At 71.7% G+C, this 20915-nt stretch carries 23 protein-coding genes; 14 read left to right on the top strand and 9 right to left on the bottom strand.

Translation table 11 applies throughout. The features are described from left to right. Positions 1-217: 217 nt before the first annotated feature. Positions 218-598 carry a rodlin gene (locus QIS99_RS29995; RefSeq protein WP_282516875.1) on the bottom strand — a complete coding sequence of 127 codons (381 nt, stop codon included), beginning with the start codon at positions 596-598 and terminating at the stop codon, positions 218-220. 197 nt (positions 599-795) lie between these two features. Next, a complete protein-coding gene (locus QIS99_RS29990) occupies positions 796-1020 on the bottom strand; it encodes a chaplin (RefSeq protein WP_349017336.1) in 225 nt (74 codons plus the stop codon). A gap of 369 nt (positions 1021-1389) precedes the next feature. Between QIS99_RS29990 and QIS99_RS29985 the strand changes: the two genes are divergently transcribed. After that, complete coding sequence (locus QIS99_RS29985) at positions 1390-1551, top strand: hypothetical protein (protein ID WP_282516873.1); 162 nt, start codon at positions 1390-1392, stop codon at positions 1549-1551. A gap of 48 nt (positions 1552-1599) precedes the next feature. Here QIS99_RS29985 and QIS99_RS29980 read toward each other — a convergent pair whose 3' ends face one another. Continuing rightward, positions 1600-2028: a DUF6299 family protein gene (locus tag QIS99_RS29980; RefSeq protein ID WP_282516872.1), complete on the bottom strand. Its 429-nt coding sequence runs from the start codon at positions 2026-2028 to the stop codon at positions 1600-1602. A gap of 282 nt (positions 2029-2310) precedes the next feature. Here QIS99_RS29980 and QIS99_RS29975 point away from each other — a divergent pair, with 282 nt between their 5' ends. Further along, on the top strand, positions 2311-2802 hold the full coding sequence (locus QIS99_RS29975; protein ID WP_282516871.1) for a DUF5949 family protein: 492 nt from the start codon (positions 2311-2313) through the stop codon (positions 2800-2802). A 128-nt stretch (positions 2803-2930) separates the two neighbouring features. After that, positions 2931-3434 (top strand): hypothetical protein, encoded by a 504-nt coding sequence (locus tag QIS99_RS29970; protein WP_282516870.1) that lies wholly within the window; start codon positions 2931-2933, stop codon positions 3432-3434. A gap of 284 nt (positions 3435-3718) precedes the next feature. On the opposite strand, the gene QIS99_RS29965 is transcribed toward QIS99_RS29970, so the two are convergent. From QIS99_RS29965 to QIS99_RS29940, 6 genes are all read right to left on the bottom strand, one after another. After that, positions 3719-4330 (bottom strand): NAD(P)H-dependent oxidoreductase, encoded by a 612-nt coding sequence (locus QIS99_RS29965; RefSeq protein ID WP_282516868.1) that lies wholly within the window; start codon positions 4328-4330, stop codon positions 3719-3721. An 83-nt stretch (positions 4331-4413) separates the two neighbouring features. After that, positions 4414-5949 (bottom strand): TIGR03086 family metal-binding protein, encoded by a 1536-nt coding sequence (locus QIS99_RS29960; protein ID WP_282516867.1) that lies wholly within the window; start codon positions 5947-5949, stop codon positions 4414-4416. A 274-nt stretch (positions 5950-6223) separates the two neighbouring features. Then, the gene (locus QIS99_RS29955) at positions 6224-7810 is read right to left on the bottom strand and encodes an amidase (RefSeq protein WP_282516866.1); all 1587 of its coding nucleotides are present in this window, start codon (positions 7808-7810) and stop codon (positions 6224-6226) included. Next, positions 7807-9042, bottom strand: a complete 1236-nt coding sequence (locus tag QIS99_RS29950; RefSeq protein ID WP_282516865.1) for an MAB_1171c family putative transporter — start codon at positions 9040-9042, stop codon at positions 7807-7809. Before QIS99_RS29950 ends, QIS99_RS29955 begins: the two co-directional genes overlap by 4 nt. Beyond that, entirely contained in the window at positions 9039-9617 is a 579-nt protein-coding gene (locus tag QIS99_RS29945; RefSeq protein ID WP_282516864.1) for a hypothetical protein, read from the bottom strand. Before QIS99_RS29945 ends, QIS99_RS29950 begins: the two co-directional genes overlap by 4 nt. Further along, on the bottom strand, positions 9614-10069 hold the full coding sequence (locus tag QIS99_RS29940) for a helix-turn-helix domain-containing protein (protein WP_282516863.1): 456 nt from the start codon (positions 10067-10069) through the stop codon (positions 9614-9616). Before QIS99_RS29940 ends, QIS99_RS29945 begins: the two co-directional genes overlap by 4 nt. A 199-nt stretch (positions 10070-10268) precedes the next feature. Between QIS99_RS29940 and QIS99_RS29935 the strand changes: the two genes are divergently transcribed. The 11 genes from QIS99_RS29935 to QIS99_RS29885 all read left to right on the top strand — a co-directional run. Continuing rightward, positions 10269-10430 carry a hypothetical protein gene (locus tag QIS99_RS29935; RefSeq protein ID WP_282516862.1) on the top strand — a complete coding sequence of 54 codons (162 nt, stop codon included), beginning with the start codon at positions 10269-10271 and terminating at the stop codon, positions 10428-10430. Then, complete coding sequence (locus tag QIS99_RS29930) at positions 10427-10807, top strand: hypothetical protein (protein WP_282516861.1); 381 nt, start codon at positions 10427-10429, stop codon at positions 10805-10807. The genes QIS99_RS29935 and QIS99_RS29930 overlap by 4 nt, the downstream gene beginning before the upstream one ends. Positions 10808-11921: 1114 nt before the next feature. Further along, the gene (locus QIS99_RS29925) at positions 11922-12584 is read left to right on the top strand and encodes a ParA family protein (protein ID WP_282516860.1); all 663 of its coding nucleotides are present in this window, start codon (positions 11922-11924) and stop codon (positions 12582-12584) included. Beyond that, positions 12584-13732, top strand: coding sequence for a ParB/RepB/Spo0J family partition protein (locus tag QIS99_RS29920; RefSeq protein ID WP_282516859.1), 1149 nt, complete (start codon positions 12584-12586; stop codon positions 13730-13732). Before QIS99_RS29925 ends, QIS99_RS29920 begins: the two co-directional genes overlap by 1 nt. Positions 13733-14648: 916 nt before the next feature. Beyond that, a complete protein-coding gene (locus tag QIS99_RS29915; RefSeq protein WP_282516858.1) occupies positions 14649-15752 on the top strand; it encodes a bifunctional DNA primase/polymerase in 1104 nt (367 codons plus the stop codon). Beyond that, a complete protein-coding gene (locus tag QIS99_RS29910) occupies positions 15749-17287 on the top strand; it encodes a DNA primase family protein (RefSeq protein ID WP_282516857.1) in 1539 nt (512 codons plus the stop codon). Before QIS99_RS29915 ends, QIS99_RS29910 begins: the two co-directional genes overlap by 4 nt. A 136-nt stretch (positions 17288-17423) precedes the next feature. After that, the gene (locus QIS99_RS29905; RefSeq protein ID WP_282516856.1) at positions 17424-17825 is read left to right on the top strand and encodes a DUF6009 family protein; all 402 of its coding nucleotides are present in this window, start codon (positions 17424-17426) and stop codon (positions 17823-17825) included. 246 nt (positions 17826-18071) lie between these two features. Continuing rightward, positions 18072-18353 carry a helix-turn-helix domain-containing protein gene (locus QIS99_RS29900; protein WP_282516855.1) on the top strand — a complete coding sequence of 94 codons (282 nt, stop codon included), beginning with the start codon at positions 18072-18074 and terminating at the stop codon, positions 18351-18353. Continuing rightward, positions 18350-19858: a helix-turn-helix domain-containing protein gene (locus QIS99_RS29895; protein WP_282516854.1), complete on the top strand. Its 1509-nt coding sequence runs from the start codon at positions 18350-18352 to the stop codon at positions 19856-19858. The genes QIS99_RS29900 and QIS99_RS29895 overlap by 4 nt, the downstream gene beginning before the upstream one ends. Then, entirely contained in the window at positions 19851-20420 is a 570-nt protein-coding gene (locus QIS99_RS29890; RefSeq protein ID WP_282516853.1) for a transcriptional regulator, read from the top strand. The genes QIS99_RS29895 and QIS99_RS29890 overlap by 8 nt, the downstream gene beginning before the upstream one ends. A gap of 77 nt (positions 20421-20497) precedes the next feature. Beyond that, positions 20498-20915, top strand: a 418-nt coding sequence (locus tag QIS99_RS29885; RefSeq protein WP_282516852.1) for a GAF domain-containing protein, incomplete at its 3' end; no start/stop codon positions are given.

The following is a 20915-nucleotide window of genomic DNA, read 5'->3' as shown; positions in this document are numbered from 1 at the left end:
GCTGCGCTACGTATCGCGACGGTCGCGTACGGCCGCAGACGATCATCACTGCAGCAGGAACAACGATTTCGGCGCGGAGAAGAAACCGCGAAATCGGTGATCCCGCGTTTCTCACCCGAATGCGTCACAGCATCCGCCAACTCCCTTACGGACAGCCGGACATGCGACTGCCCGGACACGTCCGTGGACATGTCCGGGCAGGGAGCGCTCGCCGCGATCAGTTGGCGGAGAGAACGTTCTGCAGCAGGTTCGACAGCGGCTCGTCGCCCTTCGACTGCGTCGAGTTCTCCACGCACTGCTGGTTCTGCTTGTTGGACAGGATCGGGATGTCCTGGACCGAGACCGGAACGACGCCCACGAGGGAGCCGACGTTGGCCTTGGCGGGGAGGCCGATGCACGGCTTGTTGAGCGAGCCCTGGATGAGCGCCATCTGCGGGCTCATGTCGCCGTACGTGGCGGAGTTGCCGTAGACCTGCGAGGCGCCGTTGCCGCTCAGCGACGTGGTGTCGTCGTCGGCGACCGCGGAGGGGGCCATGGCCGCACCCGTGCCGAGAACGGACGCCGTGACAGCGGCGGTCGCCAGAATCTTCTTGATCACTTGAGTCCCTTTTTTCTGGGTGTATGGCCGTTGGTTCAGCAGTCTGACCAACTCCCCGGTGGCGCCTTTGGTTCTCTTCGTTCACCCGAACGCCGGACCCGGCACGCACCCGAAAGCGCCGTGCCGATCCCCGCACACCAGCGGTACGGATCGGCACGGCGCCGGAGCTGCGCCGGAACTGCGGCGGAGCGGTGCTGCTAGCCGTTGACGCAGACGTTGCCGCCCGCGGGGTTCAGCAGGGCGATCACGTTGAGGGAGTTGCCGCAGAGGTTGAGGCCCAGGTCGACCGGCACCTGGACGACGTTGCCGCTCAGCACACCCGGCGAACCGACGGCCACGCCCGTGGCGGAAGCGCCCGGACCCGGGTCGGCGACGGCAGCACCGGCGCCGCCGATGAGCAGCGCCGCGCTGGCCACGGCCATTGCACCGACCTTCACAATCTTCATTACGTGCCTTTCTGTCGGGGCGATGACGCGGCCGTACACGGGAACTGCCGCGCCCACTGACACGCATAATCACGCAGTCGTGGGTGAATTTCGTGCGACATTCCGACGAGCCTCCGAATGGAGGGCACCCCGGCCTCTGTCCGGCCCTTGCCCGGCCGACCGGCGGAACGAATTGCGATTCCGTCACACCGCGTGTCCGTTTCCCGAAGAATCCCAGGGGCTTTCCGCAGGTCGTCACGCTCGGTGTCCGGGAATGTGCACCGGGTTGAAGGTTGCGGAAACCAGGCAGATGCTCGGAGGGATGCACCCGGACGATTGGGCTGCGTTCCTTCACGAGGAGTCTCGATGCGCTTGATGTTCAGCGTGCTGGCCGTCGTGTTGTTCGCCTCCGTGTTTGCGGGTGTCTGCGCCTCCGCGCAGGCGAGGCCGCAGACACCCGTCGGCGACACACCCGGCTGCAGCACGGTCTTCCTGTCCATGACCGCGGCAGGCGGCAGTTGCGAGTGAAGCCGCCGCGAGCAGGCCGGGCCGGGCGGGCCGGCCGGGACAGCCCGGTCAGCCCTGCGGGACCAGTTCGACCTGCTGCTCGGCGGCGGCGAGGAAGTTCGTCTCGATGGGGATCAGGCCCGAGCGGGGCCTGATCTGCACGAGGTGGCCCTGCACCGTGGCCGCCCCGGGTTCGAGGTGGAAGTCACGGAAGCCCCTGGCCTTCAGCTGCCAGTCGTGCAGCTCGCCGTCGCACACCGCTTCCTGCGAGTCGCCCGAGATGGACAGGGAGCCCTGCCGCACGGACGCGGTGACGAATACCGGCGAAAGACCGGAGGAACCCGTGCAGCGGTACGTTCCGGAAGTCGTGACCGTATGGTCGCCCGCGATGACGGCACGGGTATTCACGGCGATGTCGTAACCGGGCGCGGACGTGGCTGTGCCGGCTCCGAGGAGTACGGCCAGGGCGGCAATTCCCGTGGCGGTTCTTGCGTACATGGCGACCAACTCTCTTTCAGCGAGTGGGATTTCCGGTGCCGTTGTGCGTATCACGCGAACAGCTGCCGGAAACGCTCCCGGTCACCCGTCGGTACGGGCGCGTGCGGAGGATTCACTCTTCCCGTGGAGCGCGCGGCGGCATTTCCGCGGGGAATTCACGGCGTACGGGCGGGGGTTGGGTCCGCGCCGTGTGTGCGCCGGTGGGCGGGCCTCCGCGTGCTCTCCCCTGAACGGGTGAAACGCGGGGCTCGTACCGGTATCACGCCGTTAGGGTGCCGAACCATGGTCGATACCCAAACCGCCTCCAGCGGCAACCAGTTCAGCCTCGGCACCCTGTCCATCCTGGCCTGGATCGGAGCGCCCGAGGAGGACCACTCGACGCCCTACCTCCTCGCGTACACCCTCGGCGACGGGGCGAACGGCACCGCGGAGAACGAGGCCGCTGTCGCCGCGCTCGCGCGGAGCCTGTCGCTGCCGCTCGACGGGGGCATGGCGGACGGGTCGCGCCCCGGCTTCCCCGTGCGGCTGCTCGTGGAGGGCGGCCAGGCGGTACTCAGCCTGCAGAACATGAACGCCCAGTGCGTGGCCCCGCCGGAGTGGCTGGACGCGGTGGCGCAGGGCGCCGATGTGCACTTCGTGCTCAGTACGCGGGCCTGGCCCGAGGCGGCTCCGGGGCAGCCGGTGTCGGCGGAGGCGCTGAGTGCGTACGTCGGTGATGAGGCCGTGCTGCAGTCCGCCGCGCACTGTCTGCTGCCTGTCGGCAAGCTGCGCTGAGCGGTCCCCCGGGGGTGCGGTGGTTGCTGCGCCCAGGGGACAAGCCGTGGGGTTCGGCGCCGCGGCTCGTTGTTCTTGTTACGGGGGCGCAGGGGGACGTATCCGTTGCTCTTTCGAAGGTGGACACCGTGAAGTTGACCAGCCGTGCGGGACTCTCCGTACTCATGACGTGCCTGGCGTCGGCGGCCGCCGTGGCTCCTGCCGCTGCGGCGGACTCGGTGCCCGTGCCGGTGCCGCTGGAGGGCCTGGAGACCGCGCTTCCCGTCGAGGTGCCCGACGTGCGGGCGGGGGTGCCGCTGCTGAAGCCCGGGGCGCCGGTGGCGGCGGAGCGGGGCGAGGGGCGGCTCGTGGGCCAGGACGTGCTGCCGCAGCTGCCGGTGCACAGCGCGCTGCCGGAGACCGTGCTTGACGTGCCCGTCACCGATCCGCTGACCCAGGAGCAGCTGGCCGGGGTCGGGGTCGAGTCGGTGGAGTCGCCGGTAGAGGCGCTCTCCCCCGGCCTCGGCCTGAACGCGCCGCTGACGCAGCCCGGCGAGGGCCCGCTGGGGCTGCCCGCGGCGGACGTGCCGGAGCTGGCGCTGCTGACGCCGACGCTGCAGGCGACGCCCGCCGCGGGCACGTACCTCTCCTGAGGCGCACCGGTCCCCCGCCATGAACTCCAGCCCCGCGGACGGCGTTTCGGCGGCCGTGCCCCGTCCGTCGGCGGGGCGCTGGCAGCGCGTGGGCGCCGTGGGGCGGTCCCGCCCCGAAAACCCGGCGCCCCCGCCCCCGCCCTTTCCTCCGCCTCCCCCTCCGCCTCCCCCGCCGCACGGTGGGCCGAGCGGGACGCCGGTGTACGACCAGCTGGTCGCCGAGTACCGGGCCCGCAATCTGACGGTGCCGCGGTCGGCGGAGCCGCACTGGGGCCAGGGCTGACTCAGCCCGTGCCATCGTCCAGTTCGGCCGCCGCCTGCCGGGCCTGCCGCAGCCAGGTCTCCCGCTGCCCGGCCGAGGAGTCCGTGACCGTGCGGAACACCTGCCGGCGGACCTCGTCAACACCCACGTACGGCAGGACGCACGCCGCCCAGACGCGCTGCAGCGGATCGCCGAACTCGTGCTCCTCGCGCTCGGCGGGCGTGTCGGAGGTGTTGAGGACCAGGGCGCGGCGGGCCTTGAGGAGGCCTGCGGGTTCGCCGTCGGCGGTGCCCAGTTTGTACGCGACACCCGGCGCGAGGACCCGCTGCACCCAGCCGGTGAGTACGGCGGGCGGCATGCCCCACCAGTTGGGGTGCACGAACACCAGCGCGTCGTGCCGCGCGACCTCGCGCCGGTGGTGCCGTACCAGCCCGTCGCCCGCCTCCGGGGCCGCCTCGACCGTGCCGGTGCCGTCCGCGGGCAGCAGCGGGTCGAAGCCCTCCGCGTACAGGTCGTACACCGTCACCCGGCAGCCCCGCTCGCGCAGTTCGTCCGCGACGGCCTCGGCGAGCGCGTGGTTGAAGCTGCCCGGGCGCGGGTGCGCCAGATAGATCCCGATCCCCGTGCCGGCCATGTGCGGCCCCTCCCCCGTTGTCGTCCCCGGTAGCCTACGGCCCGCCCACGAAGGCGCCGGGCCGGCCGACCCGTGGACGCCGGTCAGTGCGGGATGCGGCGGCCGAGGAAGGCAGCTGCACGGTCAAGGGCCGGGGCGTGCTCGGGTGCGGACTGCGCTGGGGCGAAGGATCCGCCGGCGGTGCGGGGCAGGTCCCCGTAGATCTCCCGGACGACCGGCAGGGCGGCGCGCGCGATGTCGGGCTCCAGGTCGCAGTCGCGGCCGAGCGCGGTCGCGAGGTCCCAGCCATGCACGAGCAATTCGACGAGGAGTTGCTCGACCACGCGACGGCCGGGGGCGGGGCCGAAGGAGCGGTCCAGCATGCCCGGCTGTCGGAAGGCATCACGAGCCTGGGAGGCGGCGGTCTCGAAGGCCGCGATGTGGTTGTCGCCAAGGTGGTTCTCGGTGTGGCCGTCGGTGGGGGGCGTGCCCTGAGCCAGGCCGCCCCAGATGAGGTTCTCCCACACCATGTGGTCGAGCAGATCCCGTACGGTCCAGTCTGTGCAGGGAGTCGGCAGGCCGAACTGGTCCGGCGCCGTTGCGCGCACGATCTCGGCGACGGTGTCCTGGACGCGCGTGAACGCGTCCAGGACACCGCCAGGCCAGGGGTCGGTGTCGTCCGTGTAGAGGGCTTCGAGCCGGGTGTTGCGCGCGCCGGGCCCGGGGTTGGCACGCAGTGCGGTGGCAAGCCACTGTCCTTCCTCGGCGATCCCGGCGGGTGCGGGGCAGCCGCCGAGAACGCACAGCAGTTGCCAGAAGCGCTCGACGGCGGGCTCGGCCGCGGTGGTGAGCTGCTCGGTCAGGAGTTTGCGTGCCTCGGCGCCGTCGGAAGTCACCGCGGGGGCGGTGTTCGCGCGGCTGGGCAGCCATGCCGCGACGATGTCCGCGACGACTTGGTCGGCAGCCGGGGAGTCTGCCGCGGTGCCGGCCTGCATCGCCGTGCGGACACGTGCCGTCCAGGCGTCCGTGAGTGCGCGCATCTCCTCCGCCACGGCGGAGTCCTGCGCTCCCTGCCCATGACGGGCGGCGTACTCCGCGATGCGCCGCATGGCGGGACGCAGCTCCCCGTCGGCGACCAACTCGCCCAGTTCCAGCCAGGCTTCAACCTGCTCATCGGTGGGATCTTCCGGAAGGTCGGAGCCGGCCGCGAGGAGCCCCTCGCGGAAGTGGGGCACATCCAGATCGCCGAGCGTGTCGGTGAGGAAGTCGTGGACCAGCTTGCGACGTTCGTCGGGAGACATGCGGGCATGACGGGTCATCAGGGCAAGTCCTTCATGGGTAGTGCGACGTGTGACAGTGCGCAGGACTGCCTGATGGGTCCGCAGGCGGCGGATCTGGGCCTCCAGAGCCTCGACGTGTGCGGCCGCCACCTCTGTGAGCCCGTCTTCGCGATCCAGGGCGGCCCGGATTTCACCCAGCCCCAGCCCCAGGTCCCGCAGAGTGCGGGCCAGGTGCAGCCGGGCCACGCCGGCGGTGTCGTAGCGGCGGTAGCCGCCGGCGGTCCGGCCGACCGGTGCCACGACGCCCACATCCGACCAGTGCCTGACCACCTTCACCGGCAGCCCGGTCTGCCGCGCCACGGCCCCGATGCTCCACGTAGACCGCGACACGTCGTCCCTGCGCATGTGCTCCACTTTCGACTCTCCCTTCATGGGAGAGTCAAGCAGCCTCGTGCTCTGCCGCAGCAAATACCGGATTCACTGCGGCAGTGCCTGAAGGGCGGGGCGGGTATGGCGATCGAACCGTGACGGAACTCGGGTGCGGGGGCGCGTTGCGGCTCCCGCACGCCCGGATGGTGCCCCTGTCCGCTCCGCCAGCCACGTACACCGCGGCGACGGAAGGGTCCCTCGGGCCCTACGGACCCTCAGGGGCGCCAGGCCCCGGCAGCAGCCGGGACAGCTCCCCGGCCACCGCGAGGACGGTCCGGTCCGCCAGGTAGGGGCCGACCACCTGGACGGAGAGCGGGAGCCCGGACGCGGTTCGCCCGACGGGGACCGTGGCCGCGGGCAGCCGCACGTGGCTGGTGAGGTTGGCCCAGGCCGTCTGGTCGAAGTACGGGCGCTCGGCGCCGTCGACGGTGATGCGGCGCTGCGGGACCGGCACCGAGGTCAGGTCGGGGACGGCCGCGGTCGGCGCGGACGGCGTGATGAGGACGTCGTGGTCGTCGAAGTACCGGGCCCAGGTGCGGGTGAGCTTCTCGCGCTCCTCGTTCGCGCGCAGCCAGTCGCGGTGCCGCTGGGTGCGCGAGCGCAGGAAGAACGCGCCGGGGCTGTGGTCGTCGTCGTCGAGCTTCCCGGCCGCGTCGACCTCGCCCTGGAACGCCGCGTCGGAGGCCGACGCGGTGCCCGTCGCGTACATCAGGGTCTGGAACAGCCGGTCCGAGTCGGCCAGGTCCACCGGGCGGGCCGTGGTGTCCGTGCGGGCGTCCTCGGCGGCCAGCAACTCCGTGACGCGGGCGAGGAGTTCGCGGGTCTCTGCGTCGACACGGCAGTACGGGTCGTCCGCCCACACGCCGATCCGCAGGCCGTCGAGCGTACGGCTGCGCGGCTCGGGCAGCTCCAGGCGCCAGGCGGGCGCGTCGGTCGGTGCCGGGCCCGCGAGGACGTCGAGGAGTAGCGCCAGGTCGTCGGCGGTGCGGGCGAGCGGGCCCGGGGTGAGCATGTCGCCGCTGGTGAGCCAGCCGGGCGGGCGCGGGATGTGCCCGCGGGTGGCGACGATGCCGTGGCTAGGGCGCAGGGCGTGCACGCCGCAGTAGTGCGCGGGAAGGCGCAGCGAGCCCGCCAGGTCGCTGCCGACCTCCAGGGCCGTGAGCCCGCTCGCGACGGCCGCGGCGGGCCCGCCGGAGGAGCCGCCCGCGGTGCGCTCGGGGTCGTACGGGTTGCGGGTGGTGCCGAAGAGTTCGTTGGAGGTCTGGATGTCCTGGCAGTTGGCCGGGGTGTTGGTCTTGCCGAAGAGGACGGCCCCGGCGGCGCGCAGCCTGGCCACGGCGTCCGCGTCCTTCTCCGGCACGTGGTCGGCGAGCTCGCGGCTGCCGCAGGTGGTACGGAGCCCCGCGGTCTCGAAGGCGTCCTTGACGGTCATCGGGAGGCCGTGCAGCGGGCCGAGCGGTTCGCCGGTGCGGGCGAGGTGGTCGTCGGCCGCGCGGGCCGTCTCGCGGGCGCGCTCGGCGTCGAGGGTGACGACCGCGTTCACGTCGGGGTTGACGCGCCCGTGGTGGTCGAGGAGGAGGCCGAGGAGTTCGCGGCTGGAGATCTTCCGCCGCCGCAGCGCGTCGAGCTGTTCGCGGGCGGGGGCGAGGTGCAGGGGGGTGCGCACGGGCTTGGGGACCTTCTGGCGGTAGGGGGCGGCGGTCGCGGTGGCCGGGTCGGTCAGGGACGCGGCCAGGCTCGTGGTGAGCCCGGTGGTCAGGGCGAGGAAGGAACGGCGGGAGCGGCTGGTCACGTACGGGCTCCGGTGGGGTCCTGGTCCTTGACAGCGGAAGCAGCGGAGGCAGCGGGGTGCACGGGCGGTGGGCTGAAGTGGGCGGCGACGCGCAGCAGCAGCCGGGTCTCCTCGTCGGCGGTACGGCTGGGCAGCCGGGCGTCGGCCCACCCGGCGGGCTCGTCGACGCGGGCGCCGCGGCGCTGCCGTACGAGCGCGTCGCGCAGCTGGTCGGCGGTGACGGCGGCGGCGAGGTCCGGGTCGCTCAACCCCTGGGCGGTGCGGCGGAGTTCGGCCTGCTCGCGGGCGGACGGGTCGAGGTAGGGGCGGAGTTCGATCTGGGCGTCGCGGATCTCGACGGTGCGCCGGTAGACGTGGAAGCCGATGCCGCGCAGCCGCAGCAGTTCGGTCAGCTGGCGGGGCGGGGGCAGCAGCGCGATCGACGGAACCGCGCGGTGCAGGGCGGCCCACAGGGGCCCGAGCCGCCGGTACGCGAGGTGTTCGCGCGCCCAGGCGCGGGTCTCGGCGGCGCGCGCGGCGACCGTCGGCAGGAAGTAGCCGACCTGCGTCACGGCCGCCCCGATGTCCCCGCAGATCCAGGCGTACGGCTCCAACTCCCGTACGTCGAAGCCGAAGACCGCGCCGAGGACCGAGGAGATGCGGATCGCCGAGTAGCCGAGGGTGATCACCGCGCCGACGCTGATGGTGCGCAGGCCGCGGGCGATCCACGGGGAGGCGGCCTGGCGGGCCTGGCGGGCGCAGCCGACGGCGAGGACGGTCTCGGCGACGGTGTACGTGGTGATGTAGAGCGTCAGGTACGCCTGGTAGTAGGGGTCGTGGACGTAGTACAGGGTGAAGTCGGCGGGCCGCTGCTCGGCCGGGGTGAGCAGCGTGAACAGCACACCGAGGGCCGCGATGACGGCGGCGCCGGCGAGGACGAGCAGCCGGGTGCGCAGCCGCGCGCGGCGGGCGTCCGGCACCGCCCAGTGGACGAGGACGACGGCCTGGGCGACGAGCACGCCGATCACGCAGGACTGCGCGAGCGGCACGGCGATGTTGGTGACGCCGAAGAACGCGTCGACGCGCACCCACACCGGGGTCAGCGAGATCGCGTAACTCAGCGCGGAGGCGAGGTAGGCGACGCTCAGGGCGATGAGGGCACGGTCGCGGCGGTCCCGGCGCAGGTCGCGCAGGAGCAGCAGGAAGCCGGTGCTCGCGAGGACCAGGCCGAGCGGGTGGAGCAGGTCCTTCACCGTCGTCCCTCCCGGCCTTCGCCGCGGTGGCGCAGCAGGGTGCGGGCGACGCGGGCGGCGTCGGCACCGGGGGCGGGGCGCACGTCGGTGTCGGCGTGCGGGGCGTGCCGGCGGGTGTGGGCCTGGAGGCAGGAGCCGATGAGCTCGGCCTCGCGTTCGTCGTGCTCGGCGTAGTCCGTGCGGCCGAGGACGGCTCGTACGACGGCCGGGTCGATGTGGGTGATGAGCGCACCGGCGTCCTTGTCGCGCAGGGCGGGGCCGCCGCGGTGCTCCTTGAGTATGTGTCCGAACTCGTGGGCGATGATGTGGTCCTGGTGGGAGCGGCTGGTACGGGGGTCGTAGAACACGTAGTGGGTGTCGCGGGTGGCGAGCCACATGCCGCAGGGCACCGACTCGGACGCGGCGACTTCGGCGGGCTCCAGGCGCAGGGCGCGCCCGGTGCGCTGCTCGACGTACGGCACGAGGTCGCGGACCCCGGCGACGGCGGGCAGGCCGAGGCCGCGCACGAACTCGCGGCAGCTGCGGAGGATCGCCTCGGGGCCCGGATCGCGGCCCGGGTGGCGGAAGGGCCTCACCGCTCGGGCCCGGGTCCCGGGGGCAGGCCCTCCAGCTCGCGCACGCGGTCGATCATCGCGAGCACCGCGTCCATCGACTTCGCCGAGAGCCCGACCGCCCGCAGCGCCACGCTCTGCACGCCCGCCTCGCGCATCCGCAGCAGCGTCTCCAGGTCGGAGCCGACGCGGCGGGCGACGTCGTCGTCGAAGAAGTACGCCACCGGTACGCCGAAGAAGTCGGCGAGGGCTTCGAGGTGACGTTTCGTCGGGTTGTCGCGGCGGCCGGTGCGCAGCTGCCACAGATAGGTTCCGGAGACCGTGGGTCCGCCCTGCTCCTGCAGGAGCGCGGCGACCTCGTCGTTGCTGTAGGGCCGGCTGCGGCCGGCGGGGTGGATCACCTCGAAGAGGTGGTTGAGCCGTGCGGCGAGGGTCGGTTCGCCGCACGCCCCCGGATTCTGGTCGCTCGCTGGCATGGTTGCCGTATCTCCCCGTTCTGTGTCCGGCCCGTTCCGTTCCGGCTCCCCCACCGGCTCCCCCACCGGTGCCATCAACGCCAGTTGACTATTTCCCCGCCGAAACCATAGTTTTCCAGCACCACCACAGCTGAGGTGGATGGACGGGCGGGCGGCCGCCAGCTTTTCACACCGGCTTTTCGACGGGACGGAGTACTACGTGTCGCTCGCAGACGTCACCGGCCGGCACCGGATTCCGCCGTCCCCTGCCGGGGCCTTCGCCCCGGGTGCCGCGGCCCGGCGGCGGGGCTCGGCCTGGCTGCTGGGTGCCGCCGCGCTGCTGCGTGCGGGTGCGGGTGCGACCTGCGTCGGAGCGGTGTGAGTCCGGCCGCCGACGCGGCCCGGCTGAGGGTGCTGCGCCACGTCGAGGAGCTCCGCGAGACCCTGCCGCAGCCTCAGTTCGCCCTGCTCCTGCGGGTGTTGCGGAGTGTGGCCCGGCAGGGCGGGTACGGGGCGCGGCTGCCGGTCGGCGAGGTGGACCGGGCTCATTTCACTCCGTTGGTGCGCAACGAGATGCTGCGGACCTGGACCTTGGTCGGGCCCGCGGCGCTGCGCGACCCGTCGTGGTCGCGGCAGTTCGCGGCGACCCTGGACGGACTGCTCGCGGGCATCGACGAGGAGTCCGCGGCGCTCGACGGCATCGCGCGGGCGAGCGGCGTGCACGGCGGGGCGGCGACCGGCGGGGCCGGCGGCGCCTGAAGAACCCGTGGGTGCGGGGCGGCTGGGACGGGGGTCCGGCCGCCCCGCGTCGACGGCTGCCCGGCCCAGGCCCGGCCCGCTGGGGCGCGGTGCCGGGGTACGACGGGGGAGCGCACCCCGGCACCGCGCTGCGCACGAGCGTAGGGAATCCGGGGCGGGTCTGACCACGCCCTTGGCCTCAACTGGCTTGATTCGTCACGTAGTTGCGAGGTCCCCCGGACGGCACGAGAGCATGGCGTGGGGGCGCGAGGGGCCACTCCCCCTGGTCCTTCAGCGCTCCGGCTGCCCGGCAGCCTCCTGCTCCGCGCCCGGCTCTTCGCCCCGAGCATCGACGCACTGGCCGAGAAGTTCCACGTACGCACTCCGAGTCCGGGGCACGGAGTGCGTACGTCTCGACCAGCCCGACAACTCCGGCTCCTCCCCCGGCGTGCCGCAGCGTTGGTCCGGTCCGACCGGCGAGCGTTTTTTACCGCGGTAAATCGCCCCGCCCCGCAGCAGCAGCCGACACCCCTCCGCCTCCGTTTTTACCGCGGTAAATACGGAGGCAGCATCCGGTTTCGGTTTACCGCGGTAAAGCGGAGGCAGCATCTCCGTTCTCGGTTTACCGCGGTAAAGTCCGGGCGCCCGTACCCGAGGCCCCGCCCTCCGGGTACTGGGCACCGGCTCCGGCTCCGGCTCGACTCCGGACTCCGGCTCGGTTTACCGCGGTAAAGTCCGGGCGCCCGTCCGGCCAGCCCTCCGGGTTCTGGGCTCCAGCTCAGGCTCCGGGCTCCGGGCTCCGGGCTCGTTTTACCGCGGTAAAGTCACCCCGCTCCGCGGCCCGCCGCCGCCCTCGCACACACGGCGAAGCCCTTCGGCAGCGCCTGCTCCGGCAGGGCTCCCGGCACGCGCGTTTTACCGCGGTAAAGCGGAACCCGTGCTTCCGGCGCTGCGTCAGGAGCCCGTACTCCCCCACGTTTTACCGCGGTAAATCGCCCCGCCCCCCATCTGCAGCCCCCCACTCCCCTACTCATCAGGGCAAAACGCCCGGCGCCCGACCGGTGAAGCGTGCCGTGTCTGCGATGATGCTCCCGCCCGAAGTACCGGAACCCACGGGAAGCAAACGGAGCATCACATGCCAGCTTCTGTCTACGTCGTGTCCATCGACCCCCAGGCCTCCACGGTCTGGTGGGCGAACCGGATCAACGACCTGCCCTTCGACTTCTCCCAGGAGCACGAGACTCCGGAGAACCTCGCCGTCCTCAAGGACACCGGCGCCCAGGTCCACGTCGTCGCCAACCAGAAGGGCGGCGTCGGCAAGACGACCACGACCCTCAACCTCGGCGCGATCGTCTCGGACACCCTGAAGGGCCAGGACAAGGGACTGCAGCACGTCTTCATCGACACCCCGGGCAGCCTCCAGGACGAGAACCTGCTCCTGGAAGCGCTCAAGTACGCGCATGACGTGATCGTCCCCATGCCGCCGGAAGGCCTCGCCTTCGACCCGACCGCGCGCACCATCCAGAAGGTCATCGAGCCGACGGGCCTGCCCTTCAAGGTCACCGTGAACAACTGGGACCCGCGCGACGGCACGGCCGACCTGGAGGACACGAAGGCGTACATCGACGCGCAGGGCTGGCCGCGTGCCGAGGCCGTCATCCGCCGGTACAAGGTCCACACCCGGGCCTCGGTGGAGGGCAAGGTCGTCACGCAGTACCCGAAGAACCGCGTCGCGATGGAAGCCCGCGAGGACTTCTTCCGCCTGGCTCTCGAATTCGGTTACGGAGGTCGCTCCTGATGGGACGAAGGACCAGTCTCGCTTCTCTCGCCGGGGCCAAGGTCGACGACGTTCCCGGCCGCAGCGACCTGCTGCTGCTCGCCCTGCCGCTGGCGAAGCTGATCCCGACGCGGTTCAACCCGCGCCGCAACTTCGGTACGGAGGAGCAGCTGCGGGAGTTCGGCCTGAAGCTGAAGCAGAAGCAGCTCCAGCCGGCGGTGGTCGTCTCGCGCGCCGGATATCTGAAGCTGTGGCCGGAGGAGTCCGAGCGGATCGGGGACGTCCCGTACATCATCGCCAACGGCGAGCGGCGCTTCCGGGCGTCGCAGCTCGTGGGCCGTCCGACCCTGGACGTGGTGCACCACGAGGAGATCGCCAACTCCCGGGCCGAGTTCCTGGACGCGGTGCTCGCGGAGAACAACGACCGTGAGGACCTGGACCCGATCGAGCGGGCCTTCGGCATCGAGACGATGGTGGTCGAGCTCGGCGGCGCCGACAGGGTCGCCAGGCACTACGGCAAGTCCAGCCCGTGGGTCAGCAACCAGCGCAAGCTGCTGCGGCTCACCCCGGAGCTCCAGCAGTTGGTGAGCTCGGGGGAGGTGTCCATCCGCATCGGCCGGGACATCGCGGGGCTCCCGCAGGAGGAGCAGGCCGACGCCTGGCAGGCCGAGCTCGACCGCCGCGCCGCCGTGCTCGCCGCCCCGCGCCCGCGACGTACGAAGGACGAGTCCGCGGGGGAGCCGGTGGGGGAGTACCGGGTCATGCCCGAGGCCGAGGTCGAGGCCGAGGCCGAGGCCGTACGGGAGCCCGCCCAGGGTTCTGTGGAGGAACAGCCCGACCGGCCTCGAACGCCCGCCCCGGGGCCGGAGCCTGCCCAGCCGCCGGCCCCGGTCAGCAGCGGTCCGGCTACGGCGATGGCGCCGGCTGCTCCGGCGACGGCTCCGGCTGCCGCTCCGGCTCCCGTCCAGGCGGGGGAGTACGGCGTCTCCGTACCCGCGCGTCAGCCCGCTGCGGCGGAACGGCCCGAGCCGCTGCCGGACATCGCGACGGTGGGCGCCATCCCGTGGCGGAACCCGGAGACGGTGTTCCGGACCATCAAGCACTGGATGACGCCCGAGGACCTTCAGTCGCTGCACAAGCTGATGCGGGAAGACCTGCAGGGCTCCTGAGCCCCTGAGCCCCTGAGCCCCCGCCAGCAGCAGGAGCGGCCGCCCGGCTTCCACTCGGAGGCCGGGCGGCCGCTCCCTTTTTCTCCGACGGCCCATCTCCCGTACCCCAGAGGCCCGTTGAACGCCCTGTGCGCGGGCTGAGGGCTCTGGCGGCGGGTCGCCGGAGGTGAAGGCCACAGAGGGCCCGTTAGCCCCTCAGATCGCCGCTCAGCGCTTCTGCCCGCGGAGGGGGCCTGGAACGGGGGCGTGCCTGGAGCTGCGCGGCGTGCCCGGAGCTGCCGCGTGCCCGGAGCTACTGAAGCGACCGAAGCGACCCAGATCCAAGGTTGACCCCTGACGCATGGCAAGGCCAAAAGGTTGCCCGTGAGTTGGTCGCTTCGGTCGCTCGGGTCGCTTCGGTCGCTTCAGTAGCTGTACTTCGGACTTTCCTGAGTCGCTCTTCGGTCGCTGCCGGAAGGGCCGGGCAGCGACCGAAGACCCCCAGCGACTGAAGACCAGCGACCGAGCGACTGTTGAGTCGCTCTCAGTCGCTCGGGCAAAACCGCAGGTCAGAGGCGGTTGGTCAACAGAAACAGCGACTGAAGCGACTCAAGGTCCCTATATATGAAGAGCAAAGCGCGTGTGCGCGCCTGCGCGTAGAGCTCATATATACAGTCGCTGAGTCGCTTCAGTCGCTGTTTTTGGAGTTGCAAGGCTGTGACCTGCGGTTTTGTCAGCGACCGAGGACAGCGACTGAAAGGCCTTCAGTCGCTGCCCCCAACCTTCAGTCGCTGTTGGGTAGCTGAGGGCCCGCAAGGTAGGCATGAGGGATCGACACGCTGTTCGGGCTTTATCCACAGCAGCCCCACCAGTTGCCCGAACTTCGCTAATCTATGTTCGTCGTTGAGTCGCTTCGGTCGCTGATGGGGGAACTAAAATGCCTGCTGAGCTGCGGTTTTCACGCAGCGACTCACGGCAGTCCAGCTCTGCGCGTTCGGTCGCTGCACCCCTGGCCACGGCCCGGTGGTGCGCCAGCCGGGGCTGGCCCGTCTTTCCGTTGGCCGCCGGGCGCAAGGTGCCGGCCGCCAACTGCGAGTCCTGCCGGAGGCCCGGGCACACCCACCGGGACTGCGGGTGCCGGGCGGAAGGACGGTGGTGCCACGGGTTCCACTCGGCGACGCTGGACAACTCCAGGATCGAGACCTGGTGGGGGAGTGCCCCTGCAATGGGCGTCGGGGTCTCCTGCGGCCCCGCGGGCCTCGTCGTCATCGATGTCGACGCGCATCAACAGCCCGTGCCGAGCCGGGACCGTCTCCTGCCGGGCATTCACATCCCGGACGAGGTCGACCTGATGGGCCTGGCGAACGGCTACCACACCCTGGCCGTGCTCGCCGCGCTGCGCGGCGTCGTCAGCCCCTCCGAGGACGAGAGCACGCTGCGGGTGCGCACCCCGTCGGGCGGGCTGCACGTCTGGTACCGGGCGGTCGACGGCCGCGCCTGGCAGTGCTCCACCGGCGCCAGCACCCGCCGCGCCCTCGCCTGGCAGGTCGACGTCCGCGCCCACGGGGGGTACATCGTCACGCCCGGCACCACGACGGCCGACGGCGCGTACACGCCCGTAGGGCCCGTACGCGAACCCGCGCCGCTGCCCTCCTGGCTGGCGCAGGAGCTCGAACGCACCGGGCACCTCCCGGCCGTTCCCGCGCCCCGGCCCGTTCCGCCGCGCGCCCGGCAGGCCGTGCTCGCCGCGGGCGGGCGCAGCGGGAAGGCCACCAGGACGCTCCTGACGGTCCTCACCGAAGTCACCGAGTGCGCCAAGACACCCGAGGGCGCCGCGTTCTCGGAGAAGCTCAACCGCGCCGCGTACACCCTGGGAGGGCTCGTCGCCGCAGGCCACCTCGGCCAGGCCGAGGCCGAACACGTCCTGCTGCAGGCCGCCGAGCAGGCCAGGCCTGGGCAGACCCGCCGGGCCGAACAGATCATCCGCAGTGGCATGAGCGCCGGGCTGCGTCGTCCCCTGGAACCCGGGAGCAGTTCGTGACGCCGTCCCCGCACCAGGATCAGAACAACGCCCTCTTCGACTTCGACGCCGAGGCCGTAGCCGCGCAGATCCTGGCCCGCTCCACCGGGAGCCCCGTCCCGTCCCAGGCAGGTGAGAGCCCACCGCCGGACAACCCCGCCGGTTCCCTGACCACGGCCGGCGGGCTCGTCCCCGACACCCTCACCGACCGCGGCAACGCCAAGCTGTTCGTGAAGCTGTACGCGACCGACTACCGGCACGTGCCGGGGCTCGGCTGGTACCGCTGGGACAGCACCCGCTGGCAGATCGACGACGACGACACCGTCATGTGGGCGGCGGGGGACCTCGCCGAGTCCATCGCCGCCAGCGACCCACGGGGCCTGCACACCTCCTCGGACCTGCAGAAGCACCGCAGGCGCGCGCTCAGCACCTCCGGCATGAACGCCATGCTGCTGCAGGCCAAGTCCGCGCCCGGCATGGTCCTCAACGCCTCCCGCCTGGACGCCGATCCGTACGTCCTGTGCACCCCGGCCGGCATCGTCGACCTGCGCACCGGCCTGGTGCGGGCGCCCGACCCGAACAAGGACTTCCACTCGCGGTCGACCACCATCGGGCCCCGGCAGATGGCCACCCCGCGCTGGAACCGCTTCCTCCAGGACACCTTCGGCGGTAACGCCGAGGGCACCGAGATGATCGGCTTCCTGCACCTGCTGCTCGGCTACTCCGTCACCGGGGACGTCGGCGGCCAGGTCATGCCGTTCCTCTTCGGCGTCGGCAAGAACGGCAAGTCCGTGCTCCTCGACGTCCTGATGAAGCTCCTCGGGGACTACGCCGACGCCGCGCCGCCCGGCTTCCTGATGGCCCGCCCGTACGAGGGCCACCCCACCGACCTGGCCGAACTGCACGGCCGCCGCGTCATCGTGTGCAGCGAGGTCAAGCCGGGGGACCGGTTCGACGAGGCGCGCGTGAAGCTGCTCACCGGCGGCGACCGGATCAAGGCCCGCCGGATGCGGCAGGACTTCTTCAGCTTCGAACCCACCCACAAGCTCTGGCTGCTCGGCAACCACCGCCCCGAAGTCGGCACCGGCGGCTTCGCGTTCTGGCGCCGGATGCGGCTCATCCCCTTCGAGCGGACCGTCCCCGACGACCGCAAGATCGACAACCTGGCCGACATCCTGGTCACCGAGGAAGGCCCCGGCATCCTCAACTGGCTGATCGAGGGCGCCCGTCGCTACCTCGGCGGCGACAAGGACCTCACCGGCCCGGAGCGTGTCCGCATCGCGACCACCGCGTACGCGGAGACGGAGGACCATACCGGCCGTTTTCTCAGCGAGGCCTGCAGCATCCACCCCGACCAGCGGGCAGAACAGGCACGGCTGTATGCCGCGTACAAGAGCTGGTGCCAGAATGAGGGGGCGCCGGCCATGACGTCCCGCTCCTTCGCAGCTCGCGTACGCGAGACCATCGGGCTCGAATCGCCCAAGCAGATGATCCTTTCGAACCAGCGCAAGTACTACCCGGGTATCGGACTCCTGGCCGATGGGGAGGATGCCTGATGATGGGATCAAGCCAGATGAGCCAGACGCCGTGCCCGGCGGCGAGCCCGAGAGTCTTGTCCGGGCGCCCCGATGGGTATCCGGCCCGTGGCATCCCGCACGAGGTTCCGGACCTGGCACGAGAAGGTAGGACAGCATGAGCGCCCTCATCACCGAGGACGAGATCCGCGAGGAGACGGAGATCGTCTGGCTCGAAAACGCCACGGCGCTGGACTACGTACGGCAGAGCCTCGACCGCCTGCCCACCCGCAAGGGCAAGCCGGCCTACCACCGCGACGGCCGCATGGTCGGGTATGCGCTCCTCGGCCCCGGCGCCAAGGCGTCCCGCTCGTCCGGCACGTTCCGGCGCCGCGTGTTCTGGCTCCTTCCGCACGACCGCGACACCGAGCCCAGCGGCCTGTACGCGACGGGCGCGCCCGCCGAGGCGGTCGACCCGCGCACCCTCGCGCCCGGCGTCAAGGGCTACAAGACGGAGCGCTCCGAGGGCGGCCCGCCCTCCTCGGCCATGCAGGAGCTGGGCATAACGCTTCCGCTCTGAACCGCCGCCCGCGCCCGCCGGGACCCCTCCACGGCGGGCGTTTGGCTGCTATATGTCCCAATTGCCGCTGCGGGGCGTCGATTTACCGCGGTAAAACGGCGCCCGGGGCGGCCGTTTCACCGCCTGGTGGGGGAGTGGTAAATCCCCGGGAATCCTCGGGCCCGCCCCAGGGGAATCCCCGGGCCCGCCCCGCCCCCCCGGCAGCTATGCGGAATGCGCATCTCCGAGCGGTACGATGCGAAGGTCATGGACAGCTCGCACACCTCCGAACGCCTCCGCGCCAGCGTCACCGCGCTGATGCGGGCCACCGGCCAGACCCAGTCCGACATCGCGCTCGCCCTCGGTGTCGACCAGACCCAGGTCTCCCGCCGCCAGACCGGCCGCGCCGCCTGGACGCTCGACGACTGCGACCGGCTCGCCGCCCACTTCGGCATCGGCGTACTTGACCTCCTCGCCGGCCCCGAGCGCGCCCGCGCCCGACTCCCGCGCACCCGCCCGCGCGGCCGCGGGCAGGGGGTCCCGGCATGAGCGACCCGAAGCGAAACCCCGGGTACGAGGCCGTCGACGCGCTGCTCGCCGCCGCCGTCGAGCCGGAACCGCTGCCGCCCGTCGAGCAACGCCGAACCCTGCGCGAGAGCCTCGGCCTGTCCCGCGCGCAGGTCGCCGCGGCCCTCGGCGTCGGCCCGTCCACGGTCGGCGGCTGGGAGAACGGCCGCGACCCGGCGGGGGAGGTGCGCGGCCAGTACGCGTACTTCCTGGACGCGGCCCGTACGAAGCTCGCGGACAGGTCACCGCAGCCCCGCCCCTGCGTGCTCTGCGGCGGCCCGGCGACAGAGGAGATCGAGGGCTTCCCGCAGCACCTCGACCCGCAGGAGTGCGCGCGCGCGGCGGCGCCGCAGGAACCCGAGCCCGAGCCCGTACGACCCGCGCCTGAAGCTCAACCTGAACCTGAACCTGAACCCGAGCCTCTGCCGAAGACGAAGACCCCGGCCCCGACCCGCACCGCCCCCGCACGCACCCCCACCCCTACCCCCGTCCGCAGCCGGCCCCCCGGACAGTCCGCCCCCGAGGCCGCGTTGATCGGGCGGGCCGTGGAGCAGGCGCTCGCCGAGCACCAGGGGGACGTCGAGGCGGCGACCGCGCAGCTCGTACGGCGGGCCATCCCGGACGCGATGGCCCTGCTCGACGCCTGCCGGACCGGCGGGCGGTACGACGTGATCGCGCACCCATGGGTGCCGGACATCCTGCGCAAGCAGAGCTCCCGCGGCAGCGACAGCATCTGGGAGGCCCGGCCCAAGTGGACCCGGCCCGAACTGCCGCCCGGCGCGCACGAGGTGACCGCGCTCGACATCAACGGCGCCTACCTGTCGGCCCTCAAGACGCATCTGCCGATCGGCCAGCTGGAACACTCCAGCGGCTTCGGCCACGACCGGCGCCGCGCCGGTGTCCACCTCATCACGCCGCCCGACTGGCACCACGACCCGTACCTGCCCAACCCCCTCGGCAACCGCGACGAGCCCGGCCCGCTCTGGGTCACCGAACCGACCCTGCGGCTGCTGCTCCGCCTCGCCGGTCCCAAGTACGGGCTGTGCGAACCGCCCGAGATCCACGAGTCGTTCACGTCCGGCGCGACCGAGAACCTCCTGGAGAAGTTCCGCACCGCCCTGCGTGACGCCCGCGAGCAGGCGATCCAGGCGGACGACGAGACGACCGTCGAGTATGTGAAGGCCATGTACGCCAAGTTCGTGTCCACGATGGGAGAGTCCAACTACAACCGGGAGCTGTACCGCCCGGACTGGATGCACCTCATCCGCTCCCAGGCCTTCGCCAACCTCTGGATGAAGGCCCACCGGGCCCACGAGCAGGGCCTGTCCGTCGTACGGGTCATGGGCACCGACGAACTCCACGTCACCGGCGACTGGCGGCGGGTGTTCGACGAGGGGCGGGGGGTCCTGGAAGTGAAGGTCAAGGACGTGTACACGGTGGGGTCCGACGACGCAGCAGGGCTGACCGAGGAGCTCCCGGATGCCTGAGCACACCCTTGAGTTCGGCAAGTACGGCGCGCGCGGCGTACGCGGCAGCGAGGCCGTGTTCCGGCGCCTCGACGACCTCGCCGGGTTCATCGTCTCGCCGGTGGACTCCCGCCGGGGCCTCCTCGCCCGGCTGCACTATCTGACCCGTACCGACCACGCCCGCGCCGCCGCCCGGGCCGCCGGCCTCACCGTCACCGACCGCACCCTGAAGGCCTGGCTCGACGGCAGGCAGCGCCCCACCGCGCGGAACCTGCAGCGCATCGAGGACGCGTACCGCACCGTGCGCCGCCACAACGTCGCCCAGCACCTGCTGCGCCGCCTCAACTCCCGCGGCGGCACCCGCGTCGAGCTGCACCCCCTCAACCAGTCCCAGGTCCCTCGCCCCCGCCAGCGCGTCCTGGAGTACCGCAGCCTCAACATCCGCCGCTGGGACCGGATCGTTCAGGCCTGGTCGACGGGCGACACGGGCGCGCTCGACGACGCGTGGGTCGATCAGATCGTGGACCTGGGGTCGCAGTGGGGGCAGTACGAGTACGTGACGAATGTGGGGTTTGCGGCGTAAATACTGGCGTGTGCCGGGCTGGGCTGTTCAACTCGCCGTCGCTTGGCGGTGTTGCGTGCTGCTGACACGCTCTGATCATGGACGAAGCAGCAGACAGGACTGAAGCCTGGCTCCAGCAATGGATCGCGGCCCACGGTGGGGTCGCCGGTACCGTTCATATGCGGCAGGGCGACGACATGATCCTGCTCGCCGCCGTGAACATCCCCCCACCCGTGGTCGAGGTCGTGCGCAGTGTGCCGAAGGGCAAGGGCATGGCGGGGCTGGCTTTCGAGCGCGATGCGCCGGTGTCCACCTGCAACTTGAAGACCGACAGCACGGGCGATGTCCGCCCGGGGGCCAGAGCGGTGGATGCCAACGCTGCCGTGGCGATCCCGGTCCACGATGCGGAGGGGGAGATCAGAGGCGTCGTCGGCATCGCCTACCTCGGTGAGCGTGTCATGGACGACAGTGAGCTCGCCCTGCTGACGGAGGAAGCCCGGGCCGTGCCGTCGGCGT

The sequence above is a fragment of the Streptomyces solicavernae genome, assembly GCF_029968095.1.
Classification (GTDB): domain Bacteria; phylum Actinomycetota; class Actinomycetes; order Streptomycetales; family Streptomycetaceae; genus Streptomyces; species Streptomyces solicavernae.
Note: the sequence above shows the minus strand (reverse complement) of the source record. Positions and strands in the feature narration are given on the sequence as shown.

Excerpts from the sequence above, each read along its gene's own strand:
- QIS99_RS29975 (WP_282516871.1), top strand. The coding sequence starts at position 2,311 with ATGGTCGATACCCAAACCGCCTCCAGCGGCAACCAGTTCAGCCTCGGC.
- QIS99_RS29895 (WP_282516854.1), top strand. The coding sequence starts at position 18,350 with ATGAGCGACCCGAAGCGAAACCCCGGGTACGAGGCCGTCGACGCGCTG.
- QIS99_RS29890 (WP_282516853.1), top strand. The coding sequence starts at position 19,851 with ATGCCTGAGCACACCCTTGAGTTCGGCAAGTACGGCGCGCGCGGCGTA.
- QIS99_RS29900 (WP_282516855.1), top strand. The coding sequence starts at position 18,072 with ATGGACAGCTCGCACACCTCCGAACGCCTCCGCGCCAGCGTCACCGCG.
- QIS99_RS29920 (WP_282516859.1), top strand. The coding sequence starts at position 12,584 with ATGGGACGAAGGACCAGTCTCGCTTCTCTCGCCGGGGCCAAGGTCGAC.
- QIS99_RS29940 (WP_282516863.1), bottom strand. The coding sequence starts at position 10,069 with ATGCCAGCGAGCGACCAGAATCCGGGGGCGTGCGGCGAACCGACCCTC.
- QIS99_RS29990 (WP_349017336.1), bottom strand. The coding sequence starts at position 1,020 with ATGGCCGTGGCCAGCGCGGCGCTGCTCATCGGCGGCGCCGGTGCTGCC.
- QIS99_RS29915 (WP_282516858.1), top strand. The coding sequence starts at position 14,649 with ATGCCTGCTGAGCTGCGGTTTTCACGCAGCGACTCACGGCAGTCCAGC.
- QIS99_RS29905 (WP_282516856.1), top strand. The coding sequence starts at position 17,424 with ATGAGCGCCCTCATCACCGAGGACGAGATCCGCGAGGAGACGGAGATC.
- QIS99_RS29985 (WP_282516873.1), top strand. The coding sequence starts at position 1,390 with ATGCGCTTGATGTTCAGCGTGCTGGCCGTCGTGTTGTTCGCCTCCGTG.
- QIS99_RS29925 (WP_282516860.1), top strand. The coding sequence starts at position 11,922 with ATGCCAGCTTCTGTCTACGTCGTGTCCATCGACCCCCAGGCCTCCACG.
- QIS99_RS29980 (WP_282516872.1), bottom strand. The coding sequence starts at position 2,028 with ATGTACGCAAGAACCGCCACGGGAATTGCCGCCCTGGCCGTACTCCTC.
- QIS99_RS29965 (WP_282516868.1), bottom strand. The coding sequence starts at position 4,330 with ATGGCCGGCACGGGGATCGGGATCTATCTGGCGCACCCGCGCCCGGGC.